Origin of the sequence: Streptomyces hygroscopicus, assembly GCF_026168105.1 — a bacterium.
Lineage (GTDB): Bacteria > Actinomycetota > Actinomycetes > Streptomycetales > Streptomycetaceae > Streptomyces > Streptomyces hygroscopicus_D.
Genome location: NZ_LBMW01000026.1, coordinates 74,071 through 88,085 on the forward strand (window position 1 = coordinate 74,071; position 14,015 = coordinate 88,085).

At 70.4% G+C, this 14,015-nt stretch carries 15 protein-coding genes and 2 pseudogenes; 5 read left to right on the forward strand and 12 right to left on the reverse strand.

From position 1 onward, the window contains the following. Positions 1 to 2: 2 nt before the first annotated feature. The 5 genes from AAW14_RS23875 to AAW14_RS23895 all read right to left on the reverse strand — a co-directional run bounded on the left by AAW14_RS23875 (position 3) and on the right by AAW14_RS23895 (position 5,262). A complete protein-coding gene (locus AAW14_RS23875; protein WP_265565991.1) occupies positions 3 to 587 on the reverse strand; it encodes a nucleotide exchange factor GrpE in 585 nt (194 codons plus the stop codon). A 10-nt stretch (positions 588 to 597) separates the two neighbouring features. Next, positions 598 to 2,502, reverse strand: a complete 1,905-nt coding sequence (gene dnaK, locus AAW14_RS23880; RefSeq protein WP_265565992.1) for a molecular chaperone DnaK — start codon at positions 2,500 to 2,502, stop codon at positions 598 to 600. A gap of 81 nt (positions 2,503 to 2,583) precedes the next feature. After that, entirely contained in the window at positions 2,584 to 3,111 is a 528-nt protein-coding gene (locus AAW14_RS23885) for a general stress protein (protein WP_265565993.1), read from the reverse strand. Positions 3,112 to 3,832: 721 nt separating this feature from the next. After that, positions 3,833 to 4,399: a type 1 glutamine amidotransferase domain-containing protein gene (locus AAW14_RS23890; RefSeq protein ID WP_265565994.1), complete on the reverse strand. Its 567-nt coding sequence runs from the start codon at positions 4,397 to 4,399 to the stop codon at positions 3,833 to 3,835. Positions 4,400 to 4,812: 413 nt separating this feature from the next. After that, positions 4,813 to 5,262, reverse strand: coding sequence for a DUF1931 family protein (locus AAW14_RS23895; RefSeq protein WP_265565995.1), 450 nt, complete (start codon positions 5,260 to 5,262; stop codon positions 4,813 to 4,815). A gap of 303 nt (positions 5,263 to 5,565) precedes the next feature. Here AAW14_RS23895 and AAW14_RS23900 point away from each other — a divergent pair, with 303 nt between their 5' ends. Further along, complete coding sequence (locus tag AAW14_RS23900; RefSeq protein ID WP_265565996.1) at positions 5,566 to 6,375, forward strand: LysR substrate-binding domain-containing protein; 810 nt, start codon at positions 5,566 to 5,568, stop codon at positions 6,373 to 6,375. A 23-nt stretch (positions 6,376 to 6,398) separates the two neighbouring features. On the opposite strand, the gene AAW14_RS23905 is transcribed toward AAW14_RS23900, so the two are convergent. The 3 genes from AAW14_RS23905 to AAW14_RS23915 form a co-directional block, all read right to left on the reverse strand. Beyond that, positions 6,399 to 7,547, reverse strand: coding sequence for a hypothetical protein (locus tag AAW14_RS23905; protein ID WP_265565997.1), 1,149 nt, complete (start codon positions 7,545 to 7,547; stop codon positions 6,399 to 6,401). A 141-nt stretch (positions 7,548 to 7,688) separates the two neighbouring features. Next, positions 7,689 to 8,069 (reverse strand): DUF2267 domain-containing protein, encoded by a 381-nt coding sequence (locus tag AAW14_RS23910; RefSeq protein ID WP_265565998.1) that lies wholly within the window; start codon positions 8,067 to 8,069, stop codon positions 7,689 to 7,691. Beyond that, positions 8,062 to 8,463: a hypothetical protein gene (locus tag AAW14_RS23915; RefSeq protein ID WP_265566035.1), complete on the reverse strand. Its 402-nt coding sequence runs from the start codon at positions 8,461 to 8,463 to the stop codon at positions 8,062 to 8,064. Before AAW14_RS23915 ends, AAW14_RS23910 begins: the two co-directional genes overlap by 8 nt. Here AAW14_RS23915 and AAW14_RS39515 point away from each other — a divergent pair. Continuing rightward, a pseudogene (locus tag AAW14_RS39515) lies at positions 8,449 to 8,693 on the forward strand (IS5/IS1182 family transposase); the annotation flags it as partial. The gene AAW14_RS23915 and the pseudogene AAW14_RS39515 overlap by 15 nt on opposite strands. Before the next feature lie 81 nt (positions 8,694 to 8,774). Here the strand turns inward: AAW14_RS39515 and AAW14_RS23925 are convergent. Then, a complete protein-coding gene (locus AAW14_RS23925) occupies positions 8,775 to 10,556 on the reverse strand; it encodes a PucR family transcriptional regulator (RefSeq protein ID WP_265565999.1) in 1,782 nt (593 codons plus the stop codon). Positions 10,557 to 10,738: 182 nt separating this feature from the next. Between AAW14_RS23925 and AAW14_RS23930 the strand changes: the two are divergent. After that, positions 10,739 to 11,464 (forward strand): annotated as a pseudogene (locus AAW14_RS23930) (transposase); the annotation flags it as partial. A gap of 99 nt (positions 11,465 to 11,563) precedes the next feature. Here the strand turns inward: AAW14_RS23930 and AAW14_RS23935 are convergent. Together AAW14_RS23935 and AAW14_RS23940 are read right to left on the reverse strand one after the other, a co-directional pair. Then, positions 11,564 to 11,755, reverse strand: a complete 192-nt coding sequence (locus tag AAW14_RS23935; protein ID WP_265566000.1) for a DUF2267 domain-containing protein — start codon at positions 11,753 to 11,755, stop codon at positions 11,564 to 11,566. An 84-nt stretch (positions 11,756 to 11,839) separates the two neighbouring features. Continuing rightward, the gene (locus tag AAW14_RS23940; protein ID WP_265566001.1) at positions 11,840 to 12,061 is read right to left on the reverse strand and encodes a hypothetical protein; all 222 of its coding nucleotides are present in this window, start codon (positions 12,059 to 12,061) and stop codon (positions 11,840 to 11,842) included. Between the two features lie 137 nt (positions 12,062 to 12,198). On the opposite strand from AAW14_RS23940, the gene AAW14_RS23945 reads away from it, so the two are divergent. Continuing rightward, on the forward strand, positions 12,199 to 12,675 hold the full coding sequence (locus AAW14_RS23945) for a DUF2795 domain-containing protein (protein ID WP_265566002.1): 477 nt from the start codon (positions 12,199 to 12,201) through the stop codon (positions 12,673 to 12,675). 251 nt (positions 12,676 to 12,926) lie between these two features. Beyond that, positions 12,927 to 13,400: a hypothetical protein gene (locus tag AAW14_RS23950; RefSeq protein ID WP_265566003.1), complete on the forward strand. Its 474-nt coding sequence runs from the start codon at positions 12,927 to 12,929 to the stop codon at positions 13,398 to 13,400. Here AAW14_RS23950 and AAW14_RS23955 read toward each other — a convergent pair. Continuing rightward, the gene (locus tag AAW14_RS23955) at positions 13,316 to 14,014 is read right to left on the reverse strand and encodes an HAD family hydrolase (RefSeq protein WP_265566004.1); all 699 of its coding nucleotides are present in this window, start codon (positions 14,012 to 14,014) and stop codon (positions 13,316 to 13,318) included. The two genes, AAW14_RS23950 and AAW14_RS23955, sit on opposite strands and share 85 nt — an antisense overlap. Between the last annotated feature and the right edge of the window lies 1 nt (position 14,015).

Sequence of the window (14,015 nt, forward strand, 5' to 3'; positions counted from 1 at the left end):
GCTCACTCCCGCTTGGCGACGGTCACGGCGGCCGGCCTCAGCTGCCGCTCGGCCTCGCCGTAGCCGGGGCGCAGCACCTGCGCCACGGTGTTCGGTTCGGCGTCGGGGTCCTGGACCACGCCGACGACCTCGTGCCGGGAGGGGTCGAACGGGACGCCGGTCTCGGCGTGACGCTCGTAACCAAGGCGTTCAAGGATGGACACGGCCTGGTCGCGCACGGCGCGAACCCCCTCGACGATCGCCCCGGGGTCGGAGCCCGCGTGGTTCAGGGCCAGGTCGAGGTTGTCGATGACGGGAAGGAAGGCCGCGGCCGTGCGGGCGCGTTCGACCGCGCGCTCCCGGTCCAGTTCCCTGGCGTGTCGCTTGCGCAGGTTGTCCAGATCGGCGAGAGCACGCCGCCAGCGGTCCTCGACCTCTTTCAGCGCGGCCGCGTACTCGTCCTCGACCCCGGCCGGACCGGTGGCCGCGTCGGGCCCCGGTTCGGCCTCCGTGGTCGGCGGCGCGGGCTCGGGCAGGTGGCCCTGCGGCGGTTGTGCGGCGCCTTCGGGCGGTAGGTCGGACGATCGGTCCTGGGGAGGGATCGGCATGGCGGGTACCTCAGCCCTTGTCGAACTCGGCGTCGATCACGTCTTCGTCGGCCCCGGCACCGCCCTGCCCGGAGCCGTCCGGCCCGGTGGTGTCCGACGGACCGCTCGCCGCCGCGGCTTCGGCCTGGTGGGCGGCGAGCCCGGCGTAGACCTGCTGGAGTTCGGAGATCAGCGGCCTGACCTTGTCCACTCCGGCCTCGTTCTTGACCGCGTCGCGGGCCTCTGCCACCAGCATCTCGGCTCGCGCCTTTTCGTGCGCGGGCGCGGCGTCGGCCAGTTCGTTCAGACGCTTTTCGACCTGGTAGGCGATCGCGTCGAGTTCGTTGCGGGCGTCGACGGCCTCGCGGAGTGCCTGGTCCTGGCCCCGGTTGCTTTCGGCCTCCTGGACCATGCGTTCGACCTCGCTCCGGTCCAGGTTGGAGCTCTCGCTGATGGTGATGCCCTGTTCCTTGCCGGTGTCCTTGTCGCGCGCGCTGACGTTGAGGATGCCGTTGGCGTCGATGTCGAAGGTGACCTCGATCTGCGGTTCGCCCCGCGGCGCCGGCCGGATGTCGGTGAGCTGGAACCGGCCGAGGACCCGGTTGTCGGCGGCCCGCTCGCGCTCGCCCTGGAGGACGACGATGTCGACGGCCGGCTGGTTGTCCTCGGCTGTGGAGAAGGTCTCGCTGCGGCGCACCGGGATGGTGGTGTTCCGCTCGATGATCTTCGTCATCACTCCGCCGCGCGTCTCCACGCCCAGCGACAGGGGGGTGACGTCGAGCAGCAGGACGTCCTTGACCTCGCCCTTGAGCACCCCGGCCTGGATCGCGGCGCCCAGGGCCACGACCTCATCGGGGTTCACGCTCATGTTGGGTTCCTTGCCGCCGGTCAGCCGGCGCACCAGCGCCTGGACGGCGGGGATGCGGGTGGAACCGCCGACGAGGATGACCTCGTCGATGTCGCTCTCGCCGACCTTGGCGTCGGCCATGGCCTGCTGGACCGGTCCCAGGCACCGCTCCACCAGGTCGCCGGTGATCTGCTCGAACGTGGACCGCATGATCGAGTCGGTGAGATGCTTGGGGCCCGAGGCGTCGGCGGTGATGAACGGCAGGCTCACCTGCGTCTGCGTCACCGAACTGAGCTCGGTCTTGGCCTTCTCCGCCGCCTCGAACAGGCGCTGCAGCGCCTGCGGGTCCTTGCGCAGGTCGATGCCGTTCTCCTTCTGGAAGTCGTCCGCGAGGTAATCCACCAGACGCCGGTCGAAGTCGTCGCCGCCCAGGTGGCTGTCGCCGGCGGTGGAGCGCACCTCCACCACGCCGTCGCCGACGTCGAGGATGCTCACGTCGAAGGTGCCGCCGCCCAGGTCGAAGACGAGGACGGTCTCGTGCTGCTTCTTGTCCATGCCGTACGCGAGGGCCGCCGCGGTCGGCTCGTTGATGATCCGCAACACCTCCAGTCCCGCGATCCGTCCGGCATCACGGGTCGCGGTGCGCTGGGCGTCGTTGAAGTAGGCGGGCACCGTGATGACCGCCTCCGTGACCCGTTCCCCCAGCTGCTTGGAGGCGTCGTCGGCGAGTTTGCGCAGCACCAGGGCGCTGATCTCCTCAGGCGCGTACAGCTTGTCACGCACCTTGAATCGGGCCTCGCCGTTGTCTCCCGGGACGACGTCGTAGGCGACGGCCTTGGCCTCGTCGGGGATCTCGTCGAAGTGCCGACCGATGAACCGCTTGGCCGAGTAGATGGTGCCCTTGGGGTTGAGGATCGCCTGGCGCCGGGCCAGCTGGCCCACCAGGCGCTCGCCAGTATCGGTGAAGGCCACCACGGACGGTGTCGTGCGGTTGCCCTCGCTGTTGGGCACGACGGACGGCTCGCCGCCCTCCCACACGGCGATCACCGAGTTGGTGGTGCCCAGGTCGATGCCCACTGCCTTGGCCATGAGGAACTCCTTCCGCGGCGGTCGACGTCCGTCGGCGACCGTTCATCCTCCGGGCCCTGTCCGCCCGGCTTCGAAACTCGTTCAGCTGCGGGCGGGGTCGCTGCGCGGGCGCCGGCCCCTGGAGGAGGCGCTCTCCGTGGTCACGCCGGCCCTGCTGTCCAGCCCGGCGACCAGCCGGACGGCCTCATCGGCGACGTCCTCGTCCGCCACGACGTCGTACCGGCTGGGCTCCATCGAGCGGACCGAGGCGAAGTCCCGGCGGCCGCCCTGGGCCGCGTGCAACAGCACGCCGAGCAGCGCACCGACGACCGCTCCGAAGATCAGCCCGTACAGGGCGAGGAGCAGACCGGAGACGACCGGATTCAGCCAGTTCAGCAGCCCGAAGATCCAGCCGACGAGTACGCCGGGCAGCGCTCCGGTGGCTGCGCCGTGGAGGGCGGCCTCGCCGTACCCCATTCGACCGATCACCCGTTCGACCAGGCGTATGTCCCGACCGATGATCGCCACCTTCTGAACGGGAAAGCCCTGGTCGGCGAGGTGATCGACGGCACGTTCGGCTTCCTGGTACGTCGAATACGAGGCAACGGCCCTGCGGGCCTGCTCGGTCATCGCCACTCCTTCCGCCGACGGACCGCCGAGCGGTCCCGACAGGAGCCAGAGTGGCTGTTCGCCCGGTCACCCCGCCTGCGCCCAGCGGGTCGAAAAGTGGCACCGGCGGTCGGTCTGCGAGGACAGGAGGCGGGACGGCGATCCGGGTTCGCGGCTCGCGGCGGGGTACCTCAGGGTTCGGCCCGGCATGAGGTAGCGGGGCTCACGGATGTTCCGGCGCAAGGGACTTTCTCCCCGCTTCGACGCTCAAGAGGCGGGGGGCACCCGGGACACCACCGTGCCGTGCCCGCGGACGAGCAGCGGCACGGCCCCACCCGAACGGCCGCCCCGCTCGGGGCGCACCCTCACGGGCTGATGGCACTGTGCCACACACCTTCGACGGCGCGGACGAGCGCGAGATCCTCGGTCTTGCCCTGTGCAGATCGCTGCCCTCGGGCCGTACCGCGCCGGGTATTCTCGCGGCGCCATCTGCGCCTGGCGGTGTCGGTCCTGGTTCCCACCCGGGACGCAGGACTCCTTCCTCCTCTCCGGGCTGGTACGGCGCACCGCGGCGATCCTGTCCCTGGGCGTGGCGACATTCGACGCGGCTGCGCGACGCTACGTACCGGCGGCCGTACACAGGCGACCGCCCCGGCTGACCGGCCCGTGGGGTGGAGAGCGGGCCCAGCAGGCCCACCTCCACCGTGCACCGCCTGCTCTCTCCGCAGCCAGGCCTTTGGGTTCAGCCGGGCATGGGGTGGTGCGCCCGGGCGAACTGCTCCACGACGGCGACGCAGAAGGCGGGCAGGTCGGCCGGGCCGCGGCTGGTGACGAGCTGCCCGTCGACGACCACCTCTTGGTCGGCGACGACCTCCGCGCCGGCGTTGCGTAGATCGGTGCGGATGCTGGGCCAGGACGTCAGGCGGCGGCCGCGCACGGCGTCGGCTTCCGCCAGGGCCCACGGGCCGTGGCAGATCGATGCGACCGGTTTCCCGCTGGCCATGAAGTCCCTGACGAACTGCACCGCGTCGCGGTCCATGCGCAGCTGGTCGGGGTTCATGGTGCCGCCGGGCAGGAGCAGGGCGTTGTATTCGTCGACGGAGGCGTCGGCGACCAGGCGGTCCACGGGGAAGGTTCCTGCCGCGTTGAGGTCGAACTGGCGGGCCTGGATCTCGCCGGGATGGAGCGAGACGATCTCGGTCTTCGCCCCTGCGCCCTGTAGCGCACCGCGCGGCTGGTCGAGTTCCACGCGCTCGACGCCGTCGGCGGCCAAAATCCCCACCCGCATCCCCCGGAGTTCCTGTGTCATGGTACGGCTCCCTTCACGAGTCGCTGGTTGTACGACGCGAGCGGCAGGGACACCCGGCAGGGCCCGTCCGGATCCCATTTCCGGACCGGGCACTGCAAGGCGCGGCCGAGGGTGGTGATCTTCCCGAGGACATCCGTGTGGCTTTCGACACGCGCATCGAGGACTTCCTTCACCCTCTCGGCGCGCAATCCCTCCTCTGCCTCCCGAAACGGCATTCCGAGTCACAGGCCGTTGCGTGGGAGAAATCGGGCGTGATTTCCCTGGCCCAGGAGACCATCCGCGCTGAGAGGGCAATCGTGAATCCTCGAGCATCTGCGGCGCGACCCGGGCCTCGGTGAAAGCTCCCGTCTCCACCTTCCGGCCCCCGCCCGGCATGTCAGTTCAGATCGGTGACATGCACCGGGGCGCGATTGCTACAGCAGCCGGTCGAACACCGCGGTCACGCCTTCCCAGTGGCTGGTCTGCGGGTTCTTGACGTCCGGATACATGATTTTGAACGTCTCGCCGAGGGCGACGCTGAGACCGCCGATGATCTCGGGGTAGCGCTCTTCGGTCTCCTGGGTGGGTGTCCTGTCGAGGGGTGGGTGCGCGGCGAGCCGTTCCAGGATCGGCTTCAGCTCGACCTCCTCGTCGAGCCGCCGGAACCGGTGGATGCTCTCCTGGAGGCCCTTGGTGATCGGTAGGTCCCACGGTTCGACGGTATCCCGGCCGTTGGCCTTGGCCGACGCCTGGCCGACAACCAGGAGGTCGTAGAGCTTGGCGTCGACGAAGTCGCCGTACCGCTTCAGGTCGTTCTTGTCCACGTCGAGGCCTGCGGCGGCGCGGAAGAACCTCTCGAACTTCGACACACCCATCACGGTCATGCCTCTCGCCTCCTCACCGGGAACCGGACGGCGTCGTTCGCTCCCGCCAGCGCCGCCATCGGCTGTTACCGGTCGAGATTCGCAGAGTCCGCCTGCTGAGCGCCTCCGTACCCCAGGCCGAAAAAGAACACCCCCTCCTACCCTGGCAGAGCAGCATGAAATGCGCAGGCATCCCCCGGCCAGCCGTACGGCCGTCCCTCCGCAGGAAGCTGCGCGGTGTTGCAGCGCCTCGAACGAGGGCCGCTGACCGGACGACATGACCAACTCGGGAAAGCGGGACTGCGTCAGGGCGCCCCGACGAGCTTGGAACAAGACCGGGCCCGGCGCAGGGACCGGGCTGGCAAGTACGCGTCACCCCGCCCCTCAACAAGCCAGCAACACACCACCGGGGCGGGCGCCGCGCTGCTGCCGGAGGCTCGGGCCACCCTGAACGCCGCCCAGGCCGCCCAGGACGCGGTGCGCGCCGCACAGGACACGCTGCGCGGCACGGTGAACGTGGGGGCCATGGCCTCGGTCGAGGTGGTGGACCTGCCTGCGCTCCTCGGGCAGCTGCACGCGCGGCATCCGGCGATCGACGTCCGGCTGCGGCTGGCGACGGCCGGCTCGGCGGGACTCGCGCACGCGCTGCTCAGCGGGGACCTTGACGTGGCCTTCCTGTCGCTGCCCGAACGCAAGCCCGCCGGGATCGACGCACGGGAGCTGGCCACCGTGCCGCTCGTCCCGGTGGTGAGCGCCGTCCATCCCCTCGCGCAGCAGGGAAAGGTGGCACTTGCGGACCTCGCGGCGGAGCCCTTCGTGGACTTCCCGCCGGGCTACGGCAACCGCGAGGTGGTCGACCGGGCGTTCGCGGCGGCGGGCGTCGTACGCCGGGTGGCACTGGAAGTGCCCGACATCGACATGGGGGCGGCACTGGTCCGGCACGGTCTGGGCATCGCCTTCTTGCCCGCGTTCGCCGTCGCCCGCACCCCCGGCCTGCACGTCCTGGACGTCCTGGACGTCCTGGACACCACGCTCCGCTGGAGCATGCATCTCGGCACGTCGTCGACCCGGCGGCCCAGCTCGGCTCTGCGGGCGCTGCTCGACCTGGTCGACCTCCACGTCATCGCACTGTGACGCCCCGGGCCGCGGCCCGGACGTCACCCGTCGGTGGTGTCCGGCCCCCTGCGTCCGCCCGGCTCCGGCCGCGACATCTGCCGCAGCATCCGCTGACGCTCACGCTGCCGTCGTCCATAGGCGGCGTCGGACACCTTCTCGTCCCCTTCGAGGCTGGTGCCGAAGGCCCCGCCGATCATGGCGATGGCGGTGATGAACCAGGCCAGGAAGAGGTAGTCGCCGACGCCGACCTGCCGTCCGATGAACTTGCGCAGGACGGACGCGTCCAGCAGCAGGAAGGAGACGGCGACCAGAGTCGCGAACAGGGCCGTGGCCAGCACCACCACCGCGAGCGCGATGGTGACCAGGGTGACCAGGTTGTAGGGGTACAGGGGGTGGTGCCGTGCAGGGAGGTGGGTGCCGCGCTCCCAGAGCTGGTGGTCGACGATGATCCACAGGGTGAGAGCGACGGCGGACACAGCGGTGACGACGGCATGCTGCACGGCGCCGAGTGCGGTGGCGAGGTTCCAGGTGGCGCTGTTGATGAACAGGACCGTAGCTGTGGCGAACACGCCCGCCAGGGCCCGGGAGAGGGAGCCGAACAGCCGCCAGGGGCGGTTGGCGTACACCATGCCGGCGACGAGTCGGGCGTGGCCGCGCAGGCCGGGCACGACGTAGCGCCGGGGCTGCTCGGGGCCGGGACGGGTGTCCGGTACCGGTTCCCGCGGCGGGCGGCCGATCACCTCCGGGTGCCTGGGCGTCTCCTCGTGCGCGACCAGCTCTCGGACGACATCCACGACGGCCTGCCGCACCCGGCGCCGAAGGCGGCGGACCCCAAGGGCGGGAAGGGAGATGAGCGCGGCACGGAGCGCGGAGTCGACCTCGACGCTGATCGGGTAGAGCCGGGCCCGCCGCGGAAGGTCGGTGAGAAAGATCGCCACGTCCCATTCGGCACCGTCCAGGTGGTTTCTGACGGCCTCGGCGATGTCGGAGACGTCGGCCTGTTCGCTCCCGCTGAGCGGGACGGTCATCGTGTCGACCTGCCATCCGACCCGAGCACGGACTGCCCGGCGGAGATGGTCGGGCAACCGGGGGGCGAGAGCCCGGGCGATCTCCGAGGGCAGACCGGGGTCGGCCACCAGTACGACGCGCACGGATCTGCCGGAGGAGGTCTCGGGCACGTCAGCGGTCATGACCACACCTTCGTGTGCGCCTCGCGCCATGGCGGCCGCGAGGGACCGGCGATCCGCGGGTGTCACCCACCGTGCCCGGCGCACACGCAGCGTCCGGGCCGCCGGCGCCGTGACACGGGCGCCGTGCCGAAGGCCCCGGGGTCACCCGGCGGATTCGAGGGCCTGGGAGAAGTCCGTTCCGAGCTGCGACATCAGGTCGTTGAACTCCTTCTCGCTGATCGCCTCGCGGAGCACGGCCAGTACGGTCCGCACACCCCGGTCGGCTTCCTCCTCCTTGAGCATCGTGCGTTCGGCCACGCGCCGCACGCTGTCGTGGTGGCCGAAGCGCTCGATGCGGTCCGTGGTTCCCCGGCGCACCGCCTCCGCTAGGCCCTCGGGGAGCTCGGTGATCAGGTCCCTGGCCTCCCCCGGGCTCAGCCTGTGGGCCAGCGTCTCGAGCGTGGCCCAGGTCAGGTCCGCCGCCTCCTGCCGGCTAAGTCCGGTGCGCTCGGCGACGGTACGGACGAATTCCTGCTCATCCATGCGTCGTCCTCCTTCGCTGCTGTGTCGCGACGAACAGCGCGGATCCCCTGCAAGCCTGCCACGCCGACCCGGCCCGCGCCCGCGCACGGACGGCGGTGACCACGACCACCCACAGCTTGACGCCTCCGTGCACCGTGGTGTGCAGGGCCTCGCCGGCCAGGTTGAGCTCGTCGACGCCTTCGTCACCGGGCCGCGTGACCGGATGAGCGAGGTGCAACCGGGAGATCCGGTCGACCCCGCCACCACGCTCGGCCCGCTGTCCTCCGAGGCCGCGGCCGAACTCCTGATGGACCTTCATCACCGTCGCCCGCAGCCTTGTCTGCTGGAGACGCATCAAGAAGGCCAGCACATGAGCCCGGTTCTTGCAGCCTGGGGCTTCGAGCGCCGCGGCCACGCCTGGACCTCCGCCTGCCGCCCGAGCACGGACTTGAAGACCTCCACCAGCGTTCCCTCCGCCAACCAGAGCAAGGATGCGGGTAAGAAGATCGTGGGCCGCAAGCGACGCGTCGTGACCGACCTATCTGCCTCCTCCTGGCGGTGCTGGTCACCGCGGCCGGTATCCAGGACTCCGCAGCCGACACCCGGCTGCTCGACCAGGTCGCCGGCCGTCCCGGCATCCGCCGGGCGGCCCAGATGTTCCTCCGCCGCCCGGCCCACCCACTGCAGCGCTGCTGACACCACTCCCACAGGAGTTCCAGCGAGGCGTCAGCCGGGCCCGCCCAGCACGATCTTCCACACTCGGGTCGCCACCTGGAGGTTCAGCCGGTCCTCGACGTTCGCGAGGTCGTTGCCGCTGATGTCGCGGATGCGCTGGAGCCGATAGCGCAGCGTGCTGCGGTGGATCGCGAGGGATTCTGCGGTCTCGTCGTAGTTACCGCCGCAGTCGAAGTACCGGGACAGGGTCTCCACCAAGGTCGCGTGGTGCCGGGAGTCGTAGTCGATGAGCTGCCCGAGCCACTCCTGTACGAACGTCTCCAGTTCCCGGTAATCGTTGCCGGGTCCCAGGATGCGGTAGAGGCCGAGCTCGTCGAAGAACGTCGTGCCGTAGCGCTCGCGGGAGTGGCGGCGCACGTCCAGGGCGCGCTGCGCCTCCTGGTAGTGGTGGGGGATGTCGTTCAGGGAGTCGGAAGGGGCGCTCACCCCGATCGTCCCGGACCGTGTTCCGGTCGCCCGGGCGAGCGCCTCGTACAGCGCGCGGGCGTGCGGCCTGTCGTCGGCGACCAGGACGACGTGGTCGGAGCGCCGGGTCAGCAGCGAGCGCATGCCCACGGCAGAGGCCGCCCGCCCCACGGTCTGTGCGAAGGAATCGTCGGCGGTCCGGTTCGACCACTGCACCACGACGACGTAGTGGCTGCGGTGCAGGTCGTGTCCGACTGCCTCGGACCGGGCGTAGGCGCTCGCCTCGTCCGTCCCTGCCAAGAGGTCGTCCACCAGCTCGCGGTGCAGCCTAAGCTCCACTTCGGCCAGATTGCGCAGGTGCGTCAGCTCCGGGGCGAGTGACGCGGCAGCGTGTTCCAGCGCGAGCACGGTGTGCTCGTCGGCCTCGTCCCGGGCATCGACCAGGGCCAGCACGCCCAGGATCTCGCCGTGCGGGCGGATCAGGGTGATCAGCCGGTCCCTTATCCGCACCGGCCCGGCCTGACGGGCGACGGCGTGCAGCATTTCGTCCTGGCGCACTGGGTCCGGTTCGGGATAGGGGACGGGGCGGCTGGGGCCGGTCCAGGTCCTCAGCCGACCGAAGCGGTCCTCGACCAGCGCAGGAAGTCCAGTGAGCCCGTGCAGTGCGCGGGTGACAGCTTCCTCGCCGCCACCCGAGGCAGCGACGCCGGCCATGAGCGCGTGAACGGCTCGCTCGTAGCCCAGCTCGGCCACCACAGAGATCAGCTGCCGCTGGAGGGCTGTGCGTTCGTCCCTCAGTCGGTGCAGCTCCAGCGCGTCCTCGCGCCGGCGGCGATGTGCGAAAGCGACTGACAGCGCAGCAGCGGTGTGCCGGACGAGCGTGGCGAGCAGAGATCGCTCGGCCTCGGTGGGCCGGGAGCGGGACGTCACCACGAGGTAGCCGTGGAGTCCCTCAAGTCCGCGTAGCCCCAGGGCCCGGCCCCAGAGCCTGCCGGGTACGGTCACGTTGCCGTCCTGCCCGGCCAGCTCCCGCACCCTCCGGCTCACGGCCAGCGCAGGCATCTGCCCGTCCCTTGGACTGGGGACTAGGTCGCCGCCCACATTGAGATATCCGGCCTCGGCACTGTATGGCCCCGCGGCGGCTATGTGGTCCATGGCCAGGCGCAGGATCTCGACTTCGTCCGGAGTGTCGAACAGGGCGCGGGAGAGCGCGAGCAGTTCGTGGAGGGCATGGCCGACTGGGGTGCGAGCGGGCGGGCGGGGCCCTCCGCGCGCGGCCGTGGGGTGCCGCCCGGCGCTGCCCCGCGGGGGGCCGCCCTTCCGGTGGGAGTAGCGGTGGTACAGGCTGTGCACCCGACTGCCGGCCATGGGACCACTCCGTCCCTCGAAGCCTTCAGAGAACCGAGCGGCATGTCGCGTACCCGCTCATGGGCCGGCTTACCCGAGATGTGTGGATCCTTTCTCTCGTACTCGTGGGGCGACCGGACCTGTGCATTCCTGACTCGCCAGACGCAGGCGTGGAGCCACCCGGTTCGTCACGCTGCGGAGTGCAGAACTACCGGCGCGGACGTCAGACCCTGATCCGCACGGCCTCCGCGGGTGGCACCCATGACTCCGTGGCCTGGCTGGCCCGGCGGGGACGGTGACTGTCCTACTCGGTCGGCGTGGTGATCACCGAGGCGATCCACGAGCACGTGCTGAAGGTTCCGGCATCGGCCTGGACGCCGGCCGTCGAGGCGGACGGCGAGATCCGCGACGGCGCCTGGGTCGCCGAACTCACCGGCGACGTCCTGGACGGCTGGCCCAAGGGGATGCGGCTGATCATTCGGAAGGAACGTCCGCACCCCGGGGCCCAGCTGAGGCTAACGGACGCGGACGGCATGCGACTGACCTGCTTCGCCACCAACACATCGGGCCGGCCGATCGCCGAGCTCGAGCTCCGTCACCGGCTGCGGGCCCGGGCCGAGGACCGCATCCGGGCCGCCCGGGCCACCGGGCTGCGCAACCTCCCCCTGCACCGCACCGCCCAGAACCGGATCTGGCTGGAGATCGTCCAGATCACGCTCGAGCTGCTGGCCTGGATGCCGATGCTCGCGCTGACCGGAAAGGCCAGACCCTGGGAACCCCGCCGCCTGCGGCTCCGCATTTTCACCGCGGCCGGACAGCTCGTGACCACCGGCCGTCGGCGGACCCTCCGCCTCGCCCGGCACTGGCCCTGGACCAGCCACGTCATCGCCGCTCTCGAACGGCTCGCGCTCCTGCCGAACCCCGGCTGACCAACGAATTTCCCGTCCCTACGACAGCAACTCAACACCCGGAGCAGTGGAACCCGGCGCCACCCCGAGGCGAGACTTGGGCTTTGGCCCTGCCCAGCCTCAGCCCACCGCGCGAAAACGGTCCACCGAATCCATCGGCGGACCGTGACGAAACTTCCGATGGAACTCGTTCGGCAGTTGCGACATCACATCCTGGAACTCCGCGTCGGGGACGGCCTCTCCCAGAGTCATGAAAACCGCCGAAACGCCCCTGCGCGCCACGGCCTCATCGGCGCCCGCACGCTCACTCACTCACTCCCTCACCGTACCGCGCACACACCCAAACGGCGATCGAAATGCCGACGCGGACCTCGCGGCCGGTGCCGAAAGCGCCGGTCACTGCCCGCCCTCTTCACCTTCCTCGGCAAAGGGGCGCACCGCGTCCAGCAGGACCCTCAGCGCACCGGTGAGCATCCCGACCTCGGCGACACGCTGGGCGTACGGGTCCTGCGAGTACTCCCGCTCAGCCTGCTCGGCCCGCTCGGCGGCGTTCGCCAGGATCTGCTCGGCGGCCTGAGCCGCGGCGCGCAGGGCGGCACGTTCGATATCGCCGGGCATGTGATCTCCCCTGGATTCGGGCGTCGGGCACAGGATTCCCCGGAATGCTTCGACATCGCCAGCAGCCGGTTTTGCCGGGAACGCCACACGTAGGGCACGAGCACGAAGTGCCCCGGGACAAAAACTGAGGAGGAGATATGTCTTCCACAAGCGTACGGGACGTGCTGAACGCGCTGCAGGACGTCGACTTCCCTGCGGGCAAAGAGGAACTGGTCCAGGCCGCCGAGAATGCCGGAGCGCCCGAGGAAGTGGTCAAGGCGCTTCGCGCCAGTCCCCCGGACGAGTACGGCAACCGGGATGAGGTGGCCAGGCCGGTGCGCGTCGGCCCGGCATCCGACCTGGACCTGAGCGCGGCGCAGCGCGCGGAGCAGGCCCGGCACGGCGGCCGCCCCGGCCAATCGCAGCACCTGCGTGACGTCCCCCAAGCCGTCGGTCCAGGACGAACTCGACCAGTCCTGATCCGCCCCGCACGGCATGCAGACACCGGAACGCCCCATGGACAGCGAATCGAACACTTTCGCCGCCGCCTGACTTCCCGGCCGGAGGTGTGTGAGCAACCTCCCGCCGGGTACACCGATCCATCCAAATGCCGGAGATGTAACTCGTGGAGGTGAGTTCTGATGACGCTACCCGCACGCCGACAGCGAGTCGGCGCCCTGGCGGAGCCCGGGGTCACCGCATGGACACGCAACCCCCTCGCCGAGTTTGACGATCTGTTCAACCGGACGGCTGCGGGAGCCGGCAGACCCTGGAGGACCACATCCAGGAGGTCGATGACCACATCCACGAGCTCAATCGCCGCCTGGAGCAGCTGACCGCCCGAGGACCGTTGTCCGAGGCCTTCATCACCCTGGGCGGTCAAGCCGTGAGCACCGGCAGCGTGTTGTGGCGGCTGATGTCCGGGCTGCCGTCAGCCGTGCGGCCCGGACACGATGGTCACACTCCGCAACGCCTCCTGAAGGGCATCGAGGAGGAGTTCGCCGTCGCGGCCAAGGCGGCGGCGGCCGCCAGCGCGGCAGAGCGTTTCGCCGATGAGATCGGCGACAGCCTCGACGCCGACATGCTCCGGGGCATCCGCACCGACGAGGAGCGGTTCCTCAACGACCTGGACCACAGCCTGGAAGAGGCGGCAGACGTGGTGGTCCGCGTCAAGACCAGCGAGGCCGGCGGCGGAACCGCACCGGCCTCCTGGGCAGTGCCGCCATCCTCATCCGTCCCCGGGTGCCGGACCGCCCGGGGACGGGTACGTCGCGCTCAGGCGCCGTGCGCGTCCCGGACGCCGAGTTCGTCGATGTGCCCCAGCAGGTCGAGGGGGTCGGCGTACACCCGGAACGCCTGAGCCCGCTCCAGTTCGTCCTGCCCGTATCCTCCGGACAGCAGCCCCACTCCGAGTGCCTCCGCCCGCCGCGCAGCCAGCAGATCCCACACACTGTCTCCGACGACGACACAGTCGCGGGCGGGGATTCCGAGCCGCGCCGCGCCCGCCAGGAACAGATCGGGGTCGGGTTTGGCGTGGCTGACTTCCTCGCGGGTGACCGTCGGCACGTCAGGCGGCACGGCGAGTCTGACGAACATGGGTGCGGCGTCGTCCCGGCGGGCGCTGGTGGCGATCGTCCAGGGGACGCCGCAGTCCGTCAGCGTCCGGAGAAGCTCGGCGGCTCCGGGCAGCGGCCGGATGGCGTTCGTCCAGCCTTCGAAGTGGCGGTGATGGGCGTTCTGCAGTTCATCGGCCTCCTTCGGCGTCAGCCGTACGCCGGTCTCGCGCATCATGGCCTGCACGAGCAGGCCACCGCTCATCCCGATCCTCCGGTGGATCCGCCAGATCGCCAGGCCGATGCCCATCTCGCTCAACGCCTGCTGCCAGGCGATGACGTGCTGGTAGACGCTGTCGACGAGTGTCCCGTCCAGGTCGAAGACGAACGCCGCGGGCCTGGTGGCCGTACCGTCGGACATC

Excerpts from the sequence above, each read along its gene's own strand:
- AAW14_RS23940 (WP_265566001.1), bottom strand. The coding sequence starts at position 12,061 with ATGCCCGGCGATATCGAACGTGCCGCCCTGCGCGCCGCGGCTCAGGCC.
- AAW14_RS23910 (WP_265565998.1), bottom strand. The coding sequence starts at position 8,069 with ATGGATGAGCAGGAATTCGTCCGTACCGTCGCCGAGCGCACCGGACTT.
- AAW14_RS23890 (WP_265565994.1), bottom strand. The coding sequence starts at position 4,399 with ATGACACAGGAACTCCGGGGGATGCGGGTGGGGATTTTGGCCGCCGAC.
- AAW14_RS23925 (WP_265565999.1), bottom strand. The coding sequence starts at position 10,556 with ATGGCCGGCAGTCGGGTGCACAGCCTGTACCACCGCTACTCCCACCGG.
- AAW14_RS23905 (WP_265565997.1), bottom strand. The coding sequence starts at position 7,547 with ATGACCGCTGACGTGCCCGAGACCTCCTCCGGCAGATCCGTGCGCGTC.
- AAW14_RS23885 (WP_265565993.1), bottom strand. The coding sequence starts at position 3,111 with ATGACCGAGCAGGCCCGCAGGGCCGTTGCCTCGTATTCGACGTACCAG.
- AAW14_RS23955 (WP_265566004.1), bottom strand. The coding sequence starts at position 14,014 with ATGTCCGACGGTACGGCCACCAGGCCCGCGGCGTTCGTCTTCGACCTG.
- AAW14_RS23875 (WP_265565991.1), bottom strand. The coding sequence starts at position 587 with ATGCCGATCCCTCCCCAGGACCGATCGTCCGACCTACCGCCCGAAGGC.
- AAW14_RS23945 (WP_265566002.1), top strand. The coding sequence starts at position 12,199 with ATGTCTTCCACAAGCGTACGGGACGTGCTGAACGCGCTGCAGGACGTC.
- dnaK (WP_265565992.1), bottom strand. The coding sequence starts at position 2,502 with ATGGCCAAGGCAGTGGGCATCGACCTGGGCACCACCAACTCGGTGATC.
- AAW14_RS23895 (WP_265565995.1), bottom strand. The coding sequence starts at position 5,262 with ATGACCGTGATGGGTGTGTCGAAGTTCGAGAGGTTCTTCCGCGCCGCC.